The sequence below is a fragment of the Psychrobacter sp. ASPA161_6 genome, from assembly GCF_051970285.1.
Taxonomy (GTDB): Bacteria; Pseudomonadota; Gammaproteobacteria; order Pseudomonadales; family Moraxellaceae; genus Psychrobacter; species Psychrobacter glaciei.
Genome location: NZ_JBEFNJ010000001.1, coordinates 659,362 through 678,360 on the forward strand (window position 1 = coordinate 659,362; position 18,999 = coordinate 678,360).

The 18,999-nt window shown below is 43.5% G+C and carries 13 protein-coding genes and 1 tRNA gene; 5 read left to right on the top strand and 9 right to left on the bottom strand.

All coding sequences use genetic code 11. The features are described 5' to 3' along the window. Positions 1 to 273 precede the first annotated feature (273 nt). The gene (locus tag ACTQ9T_RS02725; RefSeq protein WP_010200089.1) at positions 274 to 708 is read left to right on the top strand and encodes an HIT domain-containing protein; all 435 of its coding nucleotides are present in this window, start codon (positions 274 to 276) and stop codon (positions 706 to 708) included. 194 nt (positions 709 to 902) lie between these two features. Here the strand turns inward: ACTQ9T_RS02725 and ACTQ9T_RS02730 are convergent, their stop codons facing one another. From ACTQ9T_RS02730 to ACTQ9T_RS02765, 8 genes are all read right to left on the bottom strand, one after another. Further along, positions 903 to 2,117, bottom strand: coding sequence for a hypothetical protein (locus ACTQ9T_RS02730; RefSeq protein ID WP_440463991.1), 1,215 nt, complete (start codon positions 2,115 to 2,117; stop codon positions 903 to 905). Positions 2,118 to 2,124: 7 nt separating this feature from the next. Then, positions 2,125 to 2,733 (bottom strand): hypothetical protein, encoded by a 609-nt coding sequence (locus tag ACTQ9T_RS02735; protein WP_440463992.1) that lies wholly within the window; start codon positions 2,731 to 2,733, stop codon positions 2,125 to 2,127. Positions 2,734 to 2,736: 3 nt separating this feature from the next. Next, positions 2,737 to 3,333 carry a T6SS effector amidase Tae4 family protein gene (locus ACTQ9T_RS02740; RefSeq protein ID WP_201578609.1) on the bottom strand — a complete coding sequence of 199 codons (597 nt, stop codon included), beginning with the start codon at positions 3,331 to 3,333 and terminating at the stop codon, positions 2,737 to 2,739. A gap of 26 nt (positions 3,334 to 3,359) precedes the next feature. Further along, positions 3,360 to 6,185 carry a DUF2345 domain-containing protein gene (locus ACTQ9T_RS02745; RefSeq protein WP_440463993.1) on the bottom strand — a complete coding sequence of 942 codons (2,826 nt, stop codon included), beginning with the start codon at positions 6,183 to 6,185 and terminating at the stop codon, positions 3,360 to 3,362. Positions 6,186 to 6,263: 78 nt separating this feature from the next. Then, positions 6,264 to 7,097, bottom strand: a complete 834-nt coding sequence (locus ACTQ9T_RS02750; protein WP_194619003.1) for an OmpA family protein — start codon at positions 7,095 to 7,097, stop codon at positions 6,264 to 6,266. Positions 7,098 to 7,162: 65 nt separating this feature from the next. Then, complete coding sequence (gene tagF, locus ACTQ9T_RS02755; RefSeq protein ID WP_440463994.1) at positions 7,163 to 8,152, bottom strand: type VI secretion system-associated protein TagF; 990 nt, start codon at positions 8,150 to 8,152, stop codon at positions 7,163 to 7,165. Then, positions 8,149 to 12,219 (bottom strand): type VI secretion system membrane subunit TssM, encoded by a 4,071-nt coding sequence (gene tssM, locus ACTQ9T_RS02760; RefSeq protein ID WP_440463995.1) that lies wholly within the window; start codon positions 12,217 to 12,219, stop codon positions 8,149 to 8,151. Before tssM ends, tagF begins: the two co-directional genes overlap by 4 nt. A gap of 106 nt (positions 12,220 to 12,325) precedes the next feature. Continuing rightward, a complete protein-coding gene (locus ACTQ9T_RS02765; protein WP_440463996.1) occupies positions 12,326 to 13,843 on the bottom strand; it encodes a hypothetical protein in 1,518 nt (505 codons plus the stop codon). Positions 13,844 to 14,384: 541 nt separating this feature from the next. On the opposite strand from ACTQ9T_RS02765, the gene ACTQ9T_RS02770 reads away from it, so the two are divergent. The 4 genes from ACTQ9T_RS02770 to icmH all read left to right on the top strand — a co-directional run bounded on the left by ACTQ9T_RS02770 (position 14,385) and on the right by icmH (position 18,397). Then, positions 14,385 to 15,341, top strand: a complete 957-nt coding sequence (locus tag ACTQ9T_RS02770) for a M15 family metallopeptidase (protein ID WP_440463997.1) — start codon at positions 14,385 to 14,387, stop codon at positions 15,339 to 15,341. A gap of 43 nt (positions 15,342 to 15,384) precedes the next feature. Then, positions 15,385 to 16,083, top strand: a complete 699-nt coding sequence (locus tag ACTQ9T_RS02775) for a hypothetical protein (RefSeq protein WP_440463998.1) — start codon at positions 15,385 to 15,387, stop codon at positions 16,081 to 16,083. A gap of 9 nt (positions 16,084 to 16,092) precedes the next feature. Beyond that, entirely contained in the window at positions 16,093 to 17,439 is a 1,347-nt protein-coding gene (gene tssK, locus ACTQ9T_RS02780) for a type VI secretion system baseplate subunit TssK (RefSeq protein WP_440463999.1), read from the top strand. A 145-nt stretch (positions 17,440 to 17,584) separates the two neighbouring features. Beyond that, positions 17,585 to 18,397, top strand: coding sequence for a type IVB secretion system protein IcmH/DotU (gene icmH / locus ACTQ9T_RS02785; protein ID WP_025652084.1), 813 nt, complete (start codon positions 17,585 to 17,587; stop codon positions 18,395 to 18,397). A 452-nt stretch (positions 18,398 to 18,849) separates the two neighbouring features. Here icmH and ACTQ9T_RS02790 read toward each other — a convergent pair. After that, a tRNA-Asn gene (locus ACTQ9T_RS02790) sits at positions 18,850 to 18,925 on the bottom strand. Positions 18,926 to 18,999 lie beyond the last annotated feature (74 nt).

Here is an 18,999-nt window from a genome sequence, read left to right on the forward strand (position 1 = left end):
AGCAACGGCTTAGCAGGTACAGGCGTCAACTATGCTACGCCAAACGAACATTCCAAGGCAATCAGTCATGGTGCTATTTTATCAACTGGATAACTGATAAAATAGCGACATTCTATATTTAGCCTATTATTTTTATACAGTCGATTCACTCTAAAAATCATCCCAGCTGGATGCTTTATTTGTCGTATCTTTTTAATATTGAACTGGCTATAACCCATTAAGTTTTTAATTCATTTCCTTTTATTCAAGCGTCATAACAAGAGAACCGTCATTATGTTCCAACTTCATCATAAACTTGCTGCTGATAGTTTCTTAGTGGGGGATTTCCCTTTATCGACTTGTCGTCTAATTAATGATTGCCAGTTTCCTTGGTTGATATTGGTGCCACGAGTATCAGGCATCAAAGAGTTATATGAGCTGTCTGAGGCAGACCAAGTGCAGTTTTTGCGTGAGTCGAGCTGGTTATCAAGCCAACTGGCCAAGACCTTCCAAGCCGACAAAATGAACGTGGCAGCACTGGGCAATCAAGTACCGCAGCTACATTTCCATCATATCGTCCGTTATCAGAACGATATGCAATGGCCAAATCCAGTATGGGGTGTCCCTGCTATACCGTATACCAAAGAAGTATTGGCGCAGATGCAACAGACGCTAATGATGGCGTTACGTGGTCATCATCAAATGCCGTTTGATTGGCAAATGCAGTAAAACTTAAATGGCACCTCAAAAAGTATACTGAGGGATCAAACGAAAGGGGTTAGACCACCCAATGCGGTTTGAGTCAGAGTCGGGGTGTGCTGTTGGTGATTGTGTTGTCCAGATTGCGCGTGGGTTTGAGCTTGAGTGGAGAGTAATAAATATAAAAAACCACCCAAAGGTGGTTTAGAATGAAATATTAAAAACTACCCTTTTTCACCATCAAACTGCCAAATGACTTCACCCCATTGGTTATTAGGGTAATCCGGCATGATGTCGTCTTGCTTAAAGTAAGCACGACTATCAGATTTTGCTTGCGTGAACCAGTAGCCTGATTTAGGGCAGGGCTGACCAGCTAGGCAGCGGCCTTTCGCTTGACTGGTGATTTCGGGTTTATTAGGCTTGGTTTTATTTTCATAATAGGGCGTCAAGTCTTCTCCAGCCTCTTGACGCTTAATAAACTCTTCATAAGTTATTTTGTAAGGGTCGATAGAGACAAACTCACTAGTATCTATGCCTGTTTCTTTAAGTACTAGTGGTAAAGTATAGTCAGGTTGGTTTTGCTGGATTTTTAGACCTGTTTCTAAAGCTTGGGTTTCAGCGTATAACCTAGATGTAGGCAAGTCTGGATAAGCCTTTGTAAAAGTTGATTCCAAAGTATCGTCTGGATTGTCATAACTGAGATAGCTGTTGATATGAATTTCTTCGGAGCTAAAATCTAAGCTGATCATATAAACGTAATTGTTAATCTTTTCTTCAAAGTTGTATTGCATAGTAATATCTAAAAAAACATCATTACCGTTTCGTAGATCCCAAAATTGCAAGCTAGGTAGTTTCTTGAACTGATCTAAGGTTAAAGGGTATTGATAGTTTATAAAGTTATCTGAGACATTTTCACTAGTACCGTAAGTATAACTATCTTGAACAGATATACGAGGGTCATCAATTCGATGATCATCCTGCCAACCTTGCTCTTCGAGCTGTTTAAACAACTTTTGCATGGCGACATAGGCATCTTTTTTCGTAACACCATAGCTGCCTTGAGAGTTAGGGACGAAAAAATCAATTCGAACCGACTGTATGCCTCGTTTAGGTTTATCATGAATATAGAAGCCTGAGGTCATACCCACATTATCAACAGTAAGTGATGGAACGTTAGGGTAGTTAAAGGTAGCAGTCCCATCGTTAGATGGAAAGTTAATTTCGTAAAAAGTAACGCCTAAGCTGCCAATATTGAGCGGATTATCATTGAATCTCCAATACTTTTTAATGCTTTCATTATTTTTCTTAAAGGTTTCAGGACTTTCTTCTACTGAAACATAAGCATGAGGGGAGATGATAACCTCTTTTTTTGCTTGGCAGGCAGTAGTTAGAAGCATAAAACTAAAAAAGAACCAATTGCTAAATATTTTTTTAAACATAAATTAATTATCTAACCATCATTCCATTTTTATAATAAATAACAAGAGGCTCATGCAAGGTGTATTGTTGTGAGTTCAACATTATCTTTGAAGTCATCAGTACCTGAGCGTATTCATTATTTATAGTTAACCACTTCATTGGCGTCGTTTTAGCTGAATCAATAGGGTTTCCTGGAGAAGTCAGTTTACCTTTGTTTTGGCCTTCGACTTGAGAAATGTCGTATTTAAAAAACTGACTATCATGTACTCCTTCAATATAGCATTCAGACCTTACGTCATGATAACAGTAAACTAACATTTCTTTAGTTGGATGAACTAAATAAACTACTTCTCTAGGATCATCTGAATTTAGGATATTATCTAAAGATGTTTGTGAATTATAATCCTGAATATCTGAGTTTGCTAATAGTTTAGAGCTATCATTATTTAGATCAGAGGTTTCTATTTTATTAGATAGAAGGTTATCTGAGTCAATTGATAGTTTGGAAGAGCTTTCAGTATTAGATTGATTTTTCAAATCATTGCCATTCATATCAGCATTCAACTTTTCATCTATAGATTCAGTCGCTCCGCATCCAAGTAGTAGAATTGATGATAGTAATATTGAATTTTTCATATATTATCCACAGTGACACTTTTTGGTCGGTAAAAGCCAAACATCTCCAAGGTAACCCAATGCATAATCATCCTGATAATTCATTGTAACAACAGTGGCATGCCCTGATTTAGCCATAATAAAAACATCTTCATGTGTTAAAGCTGATTTCAATTTATAGAAATCATCTGTATTTGTAAGTGTGAAATCTGGCTTGCCCGCTATCTGTTTTAAATACTGGTTCATTTTAAGAGCAGAAATTATGTATCTTTTATTATCGGAAAAGTTTTTATTTGAACCTGGCGCATTAGCTTTTATTGGTTTTCCTGCGTAGTTCAAACCATAACTGACTCTGGCAGCGCAGGAATTTTGAGTTCCGTTAGGTCCGTTTATTCCATACTCTTTGTTTATGTTTCCACCAATTTTTTCCCATGACTGTGCTCCTGTATATCTGTCATAAAATAAATAGTATTTTTTAAACTCATCAGCATATGGTAAAGCACAGTGACATTTTCTGACTCTACTAATATTAGTTTGAGTAAGCTTGTGAACTTCTAAAGTTTGTGAGCTTGATACTCGGTCTCGACCTCTTAATACTGCAAATGGATCATCTACAGGCATCTGTTATTCCTTATTTATTTCGGTCTTTAAATGGTCTTTAAATGGACTTTAATTTCTTGTTTAATCGAAGTGTAAATAGCTTCTGTCAAACCGCCTTCATCAGTCGTACCTTCAAACACTTCCCCCGTTATTTCAGCCTGCGCAATATAATCAACGAAACTATAGGGAATATCATCATCGTCAGCAAACCTAAACTGAGCAGTGTAGTTATCTAATTTCAAATGAACCTTAATCTCATCAGAGTTAGAGCTAAAGAAAGTTTCCGTATTTCCCTCAGCATCAGTTATGCCTTCAAAAGTCTCTTTTGTATTTTCATTAATAGCAATATATGATGTGTTGGCATAGGGAATATCATCATCGTCAGCAAACTTAAATTGCGCTTTAAACATCGCACCAGCTATCAAACTCGGCAACCCTGCCAATCCCAGCCCATCCAAACCACCACCAGCCTTACTATGCTTACCGCCTTTCTCCGTAAACTGCTTAGCCGTAATTGTAATATCTGTGCCATCAAGTGTAATACTCGCACCACCAGCCGTCAGCGTAATCTTATTCGCTGCGACTATTTCAACCTCTTTGGTGGAGGAGGCGATATTCACCTCTTGTTTTGCCGTGGCTTCCAGTTTTCCTGTGTGCGCAGAAAGGGTGATATTTTCTTTCACATTGGTCATGCTAAATTGACCATCGACTATTATATTGAGTGACTCGCTGCTGACTTGGTTATGGCTATCGCTACTACTAGTTAGCATATCTTGCTGGGTGGTGGTGATCATCTCACCCATGCTTCTATGAATCAGCGTATCGTCACTGACGTAGCTACTGTCTGCTGCGCTGTCGATTAGCGTGAATGGCATTGTTTGATGAGTTTTGGTTTGCTGTTCTTTAGCGATAGTCTCAAGTTGCGTCTTAATCGCTTTGTGGTCATTGACATGACGTCCAAGCCCTGTTGCCAATTGTGTTAAACGTTCGGCTAAATGCTGACCGCCAAGACCAGTTTGGGTGAGGGTCGGGGTATGATGTTGATAATTGTGCTCTTGGACTTGCGCGTGGGTTTGTGCTTGAGTGGAAAGGGCTAAGGCTTCACCTGATTTGATATTAACTTGGGCGTTGGTAGCCGCATTGATGCCTCGACGCTTGGCGGTGTCTGATGGATTGATGACCCCCATCTTTAGACTGGCAGATATCCCAGCACTGTCTATTTTTAGCTGAGAGTAAGCTTTTTCTGTACGATGGTCAGTGATCCATTCCGATAAACCGTTGCCCGTGTTGCGATAACCGCTTTCAACCGCTTGTTCATTGTCCGTGGCAAATAGGCTAGGGCGACTCGATGATAATAAGCTACCCGTATTAATCAGATGCTCGCTATCACCGATAGACTGCATCAGGGTTTGGTCGTCCGCTCGATGGGTGAAGTGTGTGCCATAGTTAGCGCCAGCTTGTGCTTCAAGGCGATTGATAGGCTGGGCTGGACTATCCAGTAAGTAGCTTTTGGTCGGGGTCATATGGTTGCGACTGTCTGTATCGCTTTGATTGTCCGTAATTCCTGTCATCGGTGGCAGAGCCTGTCTGCTGTATAGAGGACCGACCCATGGAGTATCAGCGGTAATGAGGCTCAGCTGGGTTAAGTGAATGCCAGCTTCTAAACTGGAAGCATGGCGCTGATGATGGCGGCGGCTTATGGTGAGTCCAGTCACATGTGCCAGACTATTGCGTGCCAAATGAACGATATGGGTAGCGCGGTAGTGTTGATTGAGCGCACTGTGATCAACAAGCATAAAAGTATCAGCAACACACAAATCCGTAGCATGGGCGAGGGCGTGATAGACGCTATATCTGCTTTGATGGCTGTTAGCGACTATGCTTGCCTCATCTATAGTTTCGGTATCGGTTACTGGTGCAAAGGCGGCTGGGCTGTCTAAAGTGAGTGAATGACTACTCGTTTGATTGTTTTCTTTATCCCCATTATTGCTCGTCGCAATATCGGCTGACTGGGTTGGGTGTGCGACATTTGCTGCATTGAAACGCTGCATCGTTACTGAGTTTGGTTGGGTGATGACCTGCTCACTGATGGCCAAGACAGGCGCATGGACACGGTCGTGTAATATTTGTTGATAGCGTAATGCGCCAATATTTAGGCTGACGCCATCGCTATCGCTGGGATGGGCGGAGGTGATAATGAGCTTTGGCAGGCTGTGATCGTCTGTTTGCTCATGGCGCAGATAAGCCGTCAGCCCTTGACGCGCGAGGCGCTCACAAATATGTGACCAGTGACTCATTTGCCACTGAGTCATACGAGCGGGTATCCAGTTCGTATCATTTTCACCGTTGCTGCTGTCATCGACCACGTCCACATCTAGTGTGCTGAGGCGCTCTGAGACCATAGTGAGAACAGATAAATTGGTGTCTATTTGACTGTGTAGATGCTGATGCAAGCGATAGGTAATCGGCTGTGCCAGCAGACGGTAATAGCCATAACTGCCATCATGATCCAATTGACGAATGGCTGTGATATAGAGATGACGATAGGTCAATCCGCTCGGCGTATCAAAGCTCAAGGTTAATGCACTACCGATTAAAGCCGTCAACGGTGTGAAAGGGGGATGATGGCGCTCATGGATATAGACGTGTAATAGATAGGTATCAATACCGTGCTGCTCGTGCTGGTGACAGCCGTTCGGGTTTAGCTGAGCGATGATGTGCGCTTCCTCATGAGCGTGAGTCAGTTTCTGTAGCCACGCTCGGTGAGCCGCCATATCTTGTCGAGCACTGGCGTAAGGGGCTTGGCTATTGCCTTCAATCGCATACAGCCTATCAGGGTGCATCGGAAGCACGGTGTTGGTCAAGCGTAACATAGGGGTAGTCCCTCTTGTGTCAGAGACGGCATCATAAGCATCAGTGCTTAGCTGCCACAATCAACGTATATAGCAGCGTTATTCACCAAGGGTAAATTCGATCCGGCGGTTACGAGTGCGTCCTTCTTCATTGTCATTACTCGCGATAGGATCAGCGTCACCTTTACCAGCGGTACTTAGACGGGCCGCATCAATGTTACGACCGATGAGGTATTGCTTAACCGCTTCGGCACGCTTGTTAGATAAGACCAGATTGGCGCTTGGGTTGCCCACATTGTCGGTATGTCCAATGATGGTCACTGGTTTATCGCCAACACGCTGCAGGACGCCAGCCATATCGTCTAGAATACCCAGACCCAAGGAGGTCAACTTCGCGCTGCCGGATTCAAACTCGACGATACGGTTACCCAAGGTGTCATCGATAAGTCGCTGCTCACCTTCTACGACGACCAATTGATTTTCTAATTGGTAAAGATCGGTGAGGCGCGTGTGTATCCGGTTTTGGATGGCTTGCTTTTGCTCAATGCTGCTCACCTTGCCATGCAAGCTAATGGTAGTCCCATGAATATCAATACGACCCTGACGGATATTGGAGATATCACTATCGATAATAGCGGTCGCTACCTGTTGCCAGTTGGTCGGTATGCTAATGTTAGAACGCACTTCGATCTCATCTCTGACGGGCTTGTTAGGGTATTGCGCCTTTAGCTTTTCAAGGAGTTGCTGCTTATCCGAGCTGGTAGCCACGACACCTTTAATAACCACGGGCACATCTTCAGGGCTATTATTAATATGAGCGTCATTATGAGCCGCAAACACCGCCGCACTCATAGACAAAGTAACAGCTGCGAATAATAGGCTTTTTTTACGACGTGTTAATTTAGGTATTATGGTTGAGACTTGGGCTAGCATAAAAATACCTTTTTTAATCTTACTGTTATTGAGAGCATGCTTGTTAACGACCAATTATCGAATAGCTACTGTGCCAAGAAGGTTTTTTTAAACAGTTGTCTAGTATCGTACAGATAAAGGTCATCTTGCAACAATATTTTGTTAAACCGAGTCAAGCCGATATCTTCATCGATATAGCTTTGTGTCCAGTCACTATGAGCAATGATTACCCAATCATCGGGATGACTGTCCTCACTACTTGCCAGCTGGCTAAGCATGCGACCATCCGGCTTGGTAAAGCTCAATAGTAGGCGGTAGCAGCTCGAAACTCGGTACAGATACGTATTCAGATAAAGCTGGTGTGGCTGATAAAAACCGCTAATAAGATCATGCCAAAAAGTCGCCATATGTATGGCGTTTTCTCTATCGGAGGTCAGGGTCCAGTATATGGCTTTATTCAGACCGCTAAAGCCTTTGCTATAAGTCGGTAAGAATAACAAGCCTGTGGCTATGATTTGTTGTATCAGTTGTGATTTACTGATGTTCATCAATATCGCGATGTCGTGCAATGTGGTGGTATTGATAAAATCGTAATAGTGGGTACTGGCGTTTTTATTGACGGTAAGCTGACCGTCGTTCAGACCCGCCATAACCTCAGCGCTATTGGTTTTAGATTTAGCCACGCTCAGGACTTCATAAGTCTCATTCCACAGCGTTAACGACTTAACGGGCAGATAGTTCATCCAGCTTTTTGGTTTATCGAGATGAAGCACACCAAAACCGATAAGCGGATAGTTTCTATGGCTACTGTCATGACTAGGAAGCAGGACGCCGGTAATAATCTCGTTAGATACCGTATCTACGTGACTAAAGTTCAAAAAAGCAATGTTGCTCGTCGGTGGGCTGTCTATCAACGAGTCACTCGCATCACTGAATAAGTTTTCTGATATCGCCAAGGCTTGACTGACCCATTGATCAATCGCATTGGTCTCAGCGATATGAGCGCGCGCCCTGATAAAATCTCCACGAGCTGGTAATTTGCCAAAATAAACTAAGGGTAGTGATTCAGGAGTCATGGCGTTGGCTCCTGCGGCGCAGAGTTAGCCGTAGTTGGAGACGAGGCAGTTTGTGTGCCATTGCCACTATTGTCCTCAGTGTTCTGAGCGTTACTCGTGGTAGCACTGGTGTTGACACCTGTATTGGCGTCTGTACTAGGAGCCAAGTTCAACACGCCTGCTACTGGAGGGGCTGTGCTCGTTTGCTCAGTATTTTGACCGGTTGATTCACGAGCATTATTGCTATTAGGGGTATTAGCCGCTGCACTGTTGTCCGCAACAGGTCTTGCCGTACGTGTGACCCCAAGGGCAATCACCTCGTTAGGGAGTTTCATACTAGTAAAGGGGTTGTTAGAGCGCCCTTGACTGGCTGTGCTACTGCTACCACTGATGATTCTAAAACGTACCGGAATAGTGATGCCATCACCTGACCATGCCATCTCAAAGATATTGTCGCCAAGCTCAGTGCGGCGAGCACTATTGATCAGTCTTTCAACGCCAAAGCTACCAGCTTCCTCAAATATGGTGTAATCCTTGCCATCGTAGTTTTTGGCTCTGATACTGGCCCCTGGTTGACTACTTGGATTTGGCCATACAAACGTCGTCCATGCTTGCGTACCCATACGATAACGCAGCTGCTGTCCATCAACGACGATCGTATATTCGGTCAAACCGCTAACCGGTAAAGGCATGATTTGGAATGTGGTTTGATTAGCCGTCGCAGTGCCAGCACTGGCACCTGTCGAACTTCCAGCATTGCCACCGGTATAGTTGACAAAATATCTGCCAAAATCAGCGACGAACTTAGGATTCAGACCTAAGCCTGCACCATTCCAAATTTTACTTGAGATTTGGTCGCCTCGGCGGATGATAAAAGGCGATAAGGTTTCGTTGACGAACTTGGCGACATAGCCATCTTCCCCGAAGAATTGTCCAATCTCAGCAGGGGTTGCCTCCAAGTTAGCATTGGCGGTAAATGGATATTTATTGCCCAAGTTATCCAAAAAGGGTTTGTATACTTGTGCTTGCCAGACTTTATTAATCTCAGCCTTAGTCGGGGTGAGGAGCATCGTAAATGAGCGAGTTAGTGGTTCACTTAGCAATGGACGTACCAGCTGTTTTATTTCAGAGTTGGCTTGGCTAAGTATTTGCTCATCTAATATCTGCAAGGACTTGGTCATCTCTGAGCCTTCAGTGCTGAGCGTTTGCGAAGCAAATAACAAGGCATCAGGACCGATATCATCGCTACGGGCTATGTTATTGAACCGCGTTCTAATATCTCCTAAGCTTGCCAAATAGTTGTCTAATAGCGATAAGTCTTGATTGTCCTCTCTTGGGGTGACTAGGTTGTGTATTGAGGAGAACTCCTGCGCTACCATGCCGGTGCTGGCAGGGACGGCCGCCGCCTCATTAGTACTGTTATTACTGCCATTATTCATCGCCGCTTCTGCTTGACGAAGCTCAGCTGGGCTTTGACGCAGGATCGTTTGCTTGAACCAATTGACAAATGAGCGCCGAGAGTTGGAGCCATTCGCTGCGGGTTGGTTTGCGGCTTTATTGTCCCACTGGGTCTGACGATCTACCGTCTCAAATAGTGTTTTTAGCGGTGATTCGGTGGCGTTAGACAGCTGATTTAATAAGAGCGCATGATCGTCGAAGCCTTTACTATCACGGATGTAGACCTGTGATAAAAAGCGCTTCCACTCAATGATGTACTCTTGCTTGTAGCGATTGACCAGATATTGACGTATTTGCTCAGGGCTGCCTGTCAGCGTCAAATCATCTTTGCTACTGGTCGCAAGTACCCAGTCGTCGGCAACCACTCTATTGGTAGCAGCTCTATCAATCTCATCACTTACGAACGATTCCCATGCTTGCTTGGTAAAGGTACCGGAGATCACATAGCTGCCTAGCAGTACTTCATTGGCACTATCTTGAGTAATTTGCGCGACAGTCACCGATGGAAAGCGAGCAGAGGAGCGCATTTTAATCTCAGAATAGACACGCTCACGGGCAGGCTGGCCTTTACTGGCTTTAGACAGCGTCGTACGGGTTTTATCCACCAGTCCCAAGTCATTTTGAATCAACGGAAAGGCGGGGTCGTCGACATGAGCAAGCGTAAAGCTTAAGATGCGCTCAGCCTGACGAATCATCTTGTCACGTGGCATATCAGCACGGTTGGACTCAAGCCAAGTGCGCCAAAAACGTGTCATCTGATCGCTCAAATGGCTGGTTTCTAAGTGCTCATGATTGCCCAGCATCAGATAAGCTTTCAGCGCATTATAAGCATCCTCTACGTCGGTAGGGTCAGATTGTATATAAGCGTTGTTACTCACGGTTTCGGATTCGACTGCTGAGGTTGCTGCCTCCTGCACTTTTAGATCTGCCGCATTCGTATTGACGTCGGTCAGAAACCTTTCAATGTTCTGCTTGGTAGGCGCTAACACGATAATGCCTATACCATTATAATATTCAGATAGCAGTTTTTCCTTGAGCTTATCTCCTTGATATAACCCAAAGCTCAGCGACAACGGACGATCCTCGTCGTAGCCTTCGAGTTGCTCTATTCGGCTTTGCAGGATAGTAAGCGACTCAAGTTGCGACTGCAAATCACCATTAGCATTTTTTTGCATCAGCGCGACTTGCTGTAAGTCAGCCTCTACGCGTTCAGTCAATTGCTTGTTATTGGCATAAGACCAAGTCCATAAACCAACCGCTGTACATAGCACCACCACAGAGGCGAGGGTGGCCAGCGCGCGATGGCTACGCTTGTTGCGGTTTTTATGTTGTTTGACCAAATGCTTGTCTTTTAAGATGACTTTAGAAAATAAATCATGCAAGAAGTAAGGCTTGTCAGCGGCTTCTTGCTGAGCACTTAAAGGCACTGCAGGTGGTTGCAGGTCGTAATTTTGCACCATTTGCAAGGTCATTTGACTGCTGACTTGCCCTTCTTGTAAGGCACTGGTGAAATAAAATCCGCGTAGTATGGGCTTAAACTGAAAAGGATTGTCTTCGAATAAGGCGTGCATCAGTGTTCTAATCATCGGACGCAGTGACTGGAACTCCATGGGAAAAGTCATCAGACTTGGAGATACCGTACGTTGGTGACGCAGAGACAACTTAGTGGTGCTAAGATCTTTTAGACCGTTGACCAGCACGCCAAAATGCTCTTCAAACACATCGCTGATATTGATGCTATCAGGGTCTTCGGGGTAGGGAATCGTCGCGCCCCATACTTGCCCGCGTTCTTCTTGCTCGTAATCATTAAAAAAGTCACGGAAGCCTGATACCAAATCCATTTTTGTGAAGACCACATAAACGGGGGCATAAACTTCTAATTGCTCTGTTAAATCTTGCACACGGCTACGCAAGTTTTTAGCCAAATCCAGTGCGTAACTGGGATCATTTTTGGTAAGCTCAGCGATACTAACGGCGATAATAATACCGTTGATAGGCGCTTTGGGGCGGTTCTTCTTCAATAGGTTTAAAAACGACAGCCATTCTGAGCGGTCATCTTCGTAGGCGGAGTAGCGCCCTGCGGTATCGAGTAGGATGCCTTCGGTAGAAAAAAACCAATCACAGTTACGAGTACCGCCGACACCTTGTACCGACAGCTTGTTGGTTTTTTCCATAAACGGGAATTTTAGCCCAGAGTGAAGTACCGCCGAGCTTTTACCCGCTGCTGGGTTACCAATGACCATATACCATGGCAACTCGTATAGTGCAGCTTTGCCAGTTTGATCGCCAATTTTTGACTTGCGAATGGTCTTAATGGCGTCTTGCATTTGCTGACGTAAGGCCTGTACTTCCTGTGCATTCTCGTCTTTAGCGGCACTATTATTGACACTATTAGCGCCTTCATCGTTATTGTCTTCTACTAAATCTGCGAGCTCAGCGGCCGCCTTTTTACGCTTTTTCCACCAGTAGTAGCCAAACCATGCTAGTAGCAGACAGGTTATGGAGACACCGATAATGACGAAGAAGGTTTGTAGCGCGACATAATCATAGAGTAAGACCAGAGCGACTATGATAGCTAAGACCAATAACACTCTTGGATTGTAGATGAGATGAAAAAACCTTGAGAACATGCCTGCTACCTAATGTGATCTTGAAATAATAGAGAGTCATCATTTCATCATAAACAATGACTGATATAAGCGATAAAACGAGCAATATTAACTGAACTAAAAGTGGCTAAAGCGTTTGGTTGGATTCCGCAAGCCATACTACGCAGCAGCGCTTATGTTGGGTAATAAGGAGTTTAATGTCAGACTCCTGTGGCTGGTCTTTGGTGGCGCTGACCAACAGTGCGAGACTTAAAAAAGGCTGTAACCATGAGTTCAGAGGCATATAATGCCCTAAATGGTGGTCATTTACTAGCGCCCCTTGCGCTATAAATTCATCGATAAATGTCATAAGTAGGGATAAGTCGTAAGGTTGTGTTGCTGGATTAATGTCTGACAAGAGGGTGATGCTATTTTCGCTTAACGCATCTGTCATTGTTGTTTTATTGTCAATGGCCTGTGCTGACTTTTTTTCTTCTGCCTTGGTTTTATCGTCATGGCGATCTAATAGAGCAAATGAATTATCTAGTAACAGCTGTTTTATCGTTTTTAAATTTGCTAAATAATGCTGGCGAGTATTGCTATAAGCCTGCTTCGGCACCTCAGCGGCCATACTACTGGCGTCATTGGGTAGCGCCTCGCCAATTTCAGTCATGGAAAAACGGATCTTGTGATCTAGATCGAGAAGGTCTTTGGCGGCTTTGTTATAAAAAATCAGCAATATACCGGCTTCGGTAGGCAAGAGATTGGAGGCGTTGTCTGCATATAAATTTGCTTCAAGCCATTGCTCATTAATCTGCGAGTCGACGGTGATAAAAAGACAAATCTCGGGGGTCGCAGCTTTGGTCAGGGTAATAAGCTGCTCATGAATGAATTGCAGCGGCTGATAGGACTCGCTATCAGCACCGTCATGGCTATTATGAGAAGAATTGGTATGACGAGCATTTTTATTAGGAAGATTTGGGTCTTCATCAGCGATGATGGTTTGAATAGTGAGTAGCTGCTCGGGAATGCCATAGGTTGCCAATTGCTGTTTTAGCCTTTCAACCAGATAATTAGCGTCAGCCAGCTCAGGAATAGACAAATAAACAGACAGCGTAGACAATGAGGTAACGGGGAGGTTGGTATCTGCAGAAGGGTCTTCCTGTGCGCTTGCGATATAGTGTTGCTGCCATTCTGGGTGGATACTGAGAGCGGAATCTGGCTCATGGTTATTTTGTTGCATAATGCGCTCGAAATGCTGAGCCAGTACACTTAGTGCATCATCACTTGCGGTAAGTTGATTATTAATCAATGCCCATAGACGCACTGTTAGCTCATTTAGGCTTTCAGCCGCGTCTTCAGGATATGCCTCGTTATCTAGCTCATCATCGTAAGCGTAGAGCGCTGCTTGTTCGGTGATGACACCCTCAATCGGCTTGGTTAATATTGGTAAGCCGTCAAAGTCTGATAGTGCCTCACTCAATACCGTGAGATCGTCATCATTGTCTATGACCTCAGACCAACTAGTCCCTTCGGGTAGACAGATACTACTATCTATAAACAATTGATAGGAATCGATAGGTGGAATCTTCACTTTTTTGCTTATTTTCTGAGCTGGCGCTAGCTTTTCTGCTTCTGATTTTTTTTGTCGCCATCTGATAAACATGATAAAGCCAAACAAAGTTATTGGAATAATCACAAACCATAAGAGAAGTCTTGCAGAGGTAAGTTGCAGCGTATTATCTTTAAAGTACATCCAAACCAATAACAGATAAATGACTAAAAAAAGTGCAAGAGCATAGCGCCCGTAAGTTATTAGCTTTTTTACGCCCACTTGCCATACCCCTTATCTACATAATTTTATTAGAGGTAGTTTATGGTATTTGAAGATTTCTCGCTACCATGTATCATTACTTTGCTTGGTTAAATAGCTTAGAATGGTTTTTATTATCGATTTTTGCTCATCGCCATGCTATAGCGCTAGTCAATATAGCCAGTTAATAAAAAATACAATTAAGTTGGGTTTTTTGTAAAAAAACATCTCATCTGTCTATATAATAGCCAGCTACGACATGCTGATGGCTGAACATTAGTATTTTCCAATACTTTGCCCGCTGTTTTTCTTTATGCCTCACTGTGCCATTGTTTTCCTTATGATTTATTTGGTCGTTATCCTTTTTACGCTTGTCTCCATTACAGTGATTATCATGCTTTTTGATCGTCAGCTGTATGAGCGACTGTTTAATAAGGTGAGCACTGCTTGGCAAGGCATCTCAGCGATTAAATTTCGACGCCCCACGCTCAAGCTGCCAGTTGTGCCACGTATCTCGTATCACAGCATTCCTATCGTTCCTGTTTTATCTGTCTTAGCCATTCTCACGACGACAGCAGGGTGTTATTTTCTGATTACGCATAACTCTCTTGAGGTTTATCATGCTCAAGATGACTCATTGAATACCGCCAATTCGCAAATCAGTCAACTACTGGTCGGGGAGCGTTTGCGACCGCCACCTGAGCCGCCCGCCGAGCTTTTCGCTGAGCTAGAAGCAGAGATTGCTAGCTATCAAGCCACGCAAACCGACGAGGGCTATTGGCCAGAGGTGGCGACAGACGCGTCACCAGTACAAAGGCCTTTAATGCTCCCTGAACCTGACCTGTCTGATTTAAATACCCAAGACCATAGTACGGGCTACTCGGGTGATATTTTGGCATCGCATATCAGCAATGGGCACATTAACATCAGAAATGCTGACCGTAATTGGAATAAGATGAACTCTGAGTTTGTCCAACGGCTGTTGACTGTCTATAAGGTGATGAGTGATCAGTATGGTTATGACATGGTGCTGTTAGAGGGCTATCGTAGTCCGGGAAGGCAAGCACGCTTACTCAAAAAAGGCCCAAATGTCACCAAGGCAGGATCTTATAAGAGCTATCATCAGTTTGGTCTAGCAGGCGATAGCGCCTTTATTAGAAATGGTAAAATTGTGATTACTGAAAAGGATCCATGGGCGATGCAGGGCTACAAGTTATATGGTAAAGTAGCAAAATCGGCTGGACTAGTGTGGGGTGGTGACTGGCGTATGATGGATTTGGGCCATGTTGAGCTGCGCAAAAAAGGCGTGCTTGGTCGCCCGCAAATGGCAGAGATTTTGACCAGTCAATAACGACAATAACAAAGAAAAATACAGAAATAATATGGACAAATGTATGAAATTATCTATAGCGGCAGTGGCTCTTGGTTGTGTATTAACGACCACGCTATCAGGATGTAGCCTCAGTGGGACTAGTAAGTCTGATAGTACTGCGTCTGTACTGGCTGGCAAGTCAGGCACCACTAACGAAGCCTCCGTCATCGATAGCATGAAAGACGTTATTAGCCATAAAAGCACGGCAATGAATGAAGATTTGCAAAATCTAAAAGCGCAACTAGAGCAGCAGCAACAAAGGCTTGAGTCAATGAATGACGAACAAAAAGCATTACAAGAACAGCTAAAACGTCAAAGTATTACTCTGCAAATTCTTCCTGCGGCTAATGCCAATGCTGGACGTGCCAAACAAGGCACTGCGAGTACGGCTTATATTGGATTTTTAGAAGAAGAGAATCAATTCGCCGAGGTAGAGGAGCGGGCTGCTAAAGAAGTTAGCGTCATTCCCAATCGTGCCACGAGTCTTAAGCTAAGTATTCCACAGGATGCACAGTTTATTGCCATCAAAGTTGGACTGAGACATACGCAAAAACGCTCGCAGGTATTGATACCACTTGATAGTATCGATTTTGACCAAGCACTGGTTTTAAATGTTGGTGCTTGTGATATCAATATCAAAGAAGGCGTCAATCCAGAGTTAGTGCCTGACTTTACCACCAAACTTAAATATTATCAGCAACCGCTGGTTAGCTGCCTGTAGGAGATAGCCTTGAGTAAACATAGAGTATTATGGGGAGAGGGGCTGTTTTTAAGACCCCAGCATTTTCAGATTCAAGACAGCTATCATAACTCGCAACGTGCACTAAGTATGACACTGATGCACCCTTATGCTTATGGCATAGCAGACGTACAAATTGATAAGCAGTTGCTAGAGAGCAATTTATTAAGCTTCCAAAGCATCTACGGTGTGCTACCAGACGGCACTATCTATCAAGCGCCACGTACCGATGCGCTGCCAAAGCCAATCACGCTTGATACTCACAGTAACGACGATGAGATATTTGTGTTTTTGAGCCTTGAGATTGTTCATAGTGGCGGTAGCAATATACAGACAGAACAAAGCGATAACCCAGCACGCTATGTGAGAAATACGGTCGAGGCACAAGACCTGTACAGTCAAGCTGCCGAAGCGATGATCGATGTTATTCAACTGTCGCCAAGCTTGCAGCTGAGCCATTCTGCTCAAGCGCCCAGTCAAGATACTGTCTCTTTACTAGTTGCTAAGTTGCTGCGTACCACCCAAGGTGTCTACCAAGTGGAGGAGGATTATATTGTACCTAGCGTCCATATCACCAGTAATCCTGCATTGGTCAACCAAGTCTATCGCTTGATGACGATGATTAATACCAAGTCCACCTCTCTCTATGACCATCATCGTCAATCTAACAATGATTTGTTGGAGTTTCGCTCATCAGATATTGCGTCTTTTTGGCTTTTACATACGCTGAATACCGCATACTCTCAGCTCAGCCATTTATACAATAATGCCAAACTACATCCAGAACGGCTTTATGAGGCGTTATTGAATGTTGCCAGTCAATTGGCGACCTTTAGCTCATTATATAAAGTAGGTGATTTGCCCTCCTATCAGCATAACAATGCCAATGAGTCTTTTATTAATATCATTCTGATCATTCGTGAGCTGCTCAATACGGTGATTGCTAGCAACTTTATCTCTATTCCTTTGCGTCAAAATAAATCGTCTTACTACACAGGGGAGCTGAGCAGTGACAAGATTACTCGCAGCTCACAGCTGTATCTGTCTGTTAGCTCATCGCTACCGATGCATGAACTCATTGATATCGTGCCAAGACGCTTTAAAGTGGCAACGCCAGACGCGGTAGAGAAGCGGGTACTATCAGCACTACCGGGGTCGCCAGTCTCGCATGTCACCCAAGTACCTAGTGCGATACCGGTAAGACCAGGCTTTAGCTACTTCACTATTGAACCAGTCGGTGAGCTGTATGATGAGATGATTAAGTCTGAGTCTATCTGTATTTATGTACCGAACGGCTTTGATGACTTAAAAATAGAGCTGATGGCCATTGTGCAGTAGTTTTTCTGAGAAATTTTATGAATAAGGGTTTATGAGAAATTGATGTTCATATCTAAAATATCTCACTCAATTTTCGCTTACGGATAATCTTTAACCAAACCCTTTTATTCAGTTGTATTTCAAATAATAAGTATTAGGAACGATCATGTCAGCAAATAATTCAACGGGTTCTGCGCCTTCATTGCTAGATTCAGGCGAGGTGGCATCAAAAGTATCAGCGAATGGCCTTGATAGACGCATCAGTAGCCAGTCGCTGGTTGATATCATGTATGACGGCTTTTACTTGGTTTTTTTATTGCGTAATCATTATTTTAGTACCGAACCACGTAAGTTCCGTCAAAAAATTTACGAGTTTTTAGATAAGTTCGAAATGAACGCTCGTAAAAAAGGCTTTTTGTCAGAAGATATTCACGAAGCCAAGTACGCTTATTGTGCGCTGATTGATGAAACAATCATGACGTCGCAAGAGCCAGAGTTTCAAACGTTAAAGGACGCTTGGGAGCTAAACCCTTTACAGTTAGATTTGTTTGGTTCGCAAATCGCTGGCAATGAGTTCTTTGAGCGTTTAGATGGTCTGCGTGAACAAGGGGAGAGGCGTCTGCCAGCGTTAGAAGTCTATCACTATGCGATGCTACTTGGCTTTCAAGGAAAGTATCGTTTAGAGGCACCAGAAAAGATTCGCTATCTTATCTCGCGTTTGGGTGATGAGATTGAGCATTTGCGTGGTAATAAAAATGAGTTTTCGCCATTTTGGGCGATTCCTGATCAGATTAAGCACACACTGACCAGTGAAACACCGCTATGGATCATCGTTGCCGTAATGGCAGTGCTATTGACCGCGATATTTACAACCATGTGGTATCTGACCAATAGCTTCACGGATCATCAACTCTCAGCTTATGATAACGTCATCCAAGAAAATAAAGAACAAGCGCATATTTCAATTTTCTTGCCGTAACTGCTTGTATTTACCGATAATAATGTAAAATACGGCCGTTAGTTTAGCACTGACGGTCGTTTTCATGAGTCAGTAGTAAAATATTTTTAGGATATAGTTGAATTCAAATAATTTCGATACAAGGAAACCGAGTGCAAGTTATACATTAGTATGCTTAACGAGGATGACGATGTAGCGGATTTATATGTATTTGACTATAGTTAAAATATCCTAAAAACGCGACGGTATTGCTTATATCAATTTTTTGTAGCCTCTGTCTGCGCAGGCACAGCAAGCAAGAAAAATTGATATAAGCAGTGCGTGATGTATCGATATTACCTTTTAATGACTATACCATCTAAAACATAAAGCAATAAATAACACCCATAAAAAAACCCCCATCAAAGTGATGAGGGTCTTGGCAAATGCCATAATCGAATCAAAGATGACTCAAAAAATTTACTACTAAAATATGGCTCTCCAACCTGGGCTCGAACCAGGGACACACGGATTAACAGTCCGTTGCTCTACCAACTGAGCTATTGGAGAATAAGCTGTAAGTGTTTAATGGCTTACAACGAGCTTAGAAAGTCTCTAACGAGTTCTTGCTAAGTGGGGCGTAT

Coding starts and splice junctions, on each gene's coding strand:
- ACTQ9T_RS02735 (WP_440463992.1), bottom strand. CDS start 2,733: ATGAAAAATTCAATATTACTATCATCAATTCTACTACTTGGATGCGGA.
- ACTQ9T_RS02730 (WP_440463991.1), bottom strand. CDS start 2,117: ATGTTTAAAAAAATATTTAGCAATTGGTTCTTTTTTAGTTTTATGCTT.
- ACTQ9T_RS02765 (WP_440463996.1), bottom strand. CDS start 13,843: ATGTTTATCAGATGGCGACAAAAAAAATCAGAAGCAGAAAAGCTAGCG.
- ACTQ9T_RS02740 (WP_201578609.1), bottom strand. CDS start 3,333: ATGCCTGTAGATGATCCATTTGCAGTATTAAGAGGTCGAGACCGAGTA.
- ACTQ9T_RS02750 (WP_194619003.1), bottom strand. CDS start 7,097: ATGCTAGCCCAAGTCTCAACCATAATACCTAAATTAACACGTCGTAAA.
- ACTQ9T_RS02770 (WP_440463997.1), top strand. CDS start 14,385: ATGCTTTTTGATCGTCAGCTGTATGAGCGACTGTTTAATAAGGTGAGC.
- ACTQ9T_RS02775 (WP_440463998.1), top strand. CDS start 15,385: ATGAAATTATCTATAGCGGCAGTGGCTCTTGGTTGTGTATTAACGACC.
- ACTQ9T_RS02745 (WP_440463993.1), bottom strand. CDS start 6,185: ATGTTACGCTTGACCAACACCGTGCTTCCGATGCACCCTGATAGGCTG.
- tssM (WP_440463995.1), bottom strand. CDS start 12,219: ATGTTCTCAAGGTTTTTTCATCTCATCTACAATCCAAGAGTGTTATTG.
- ACTQ9T_RS02725 (WP_010200089.1), top strand. CDS start 274: ATGTTCCAACTTCATCATAAACTTGCTGCTGATAGTTTCTTAGTGGGG.
- icmH (WP_025652084.1), top strand. CDS start 17,585: ATGTCAGCAAATAATTCAACGGGTTCTGCGCCTTCATTGCTAGATTCA.
- tagF (WP_440463994.1), bottom strand. CDS start 8,152: ATGACTCCTGAATCACTACCCTTAGTTTATTTTGGCAAATTACCAGCT.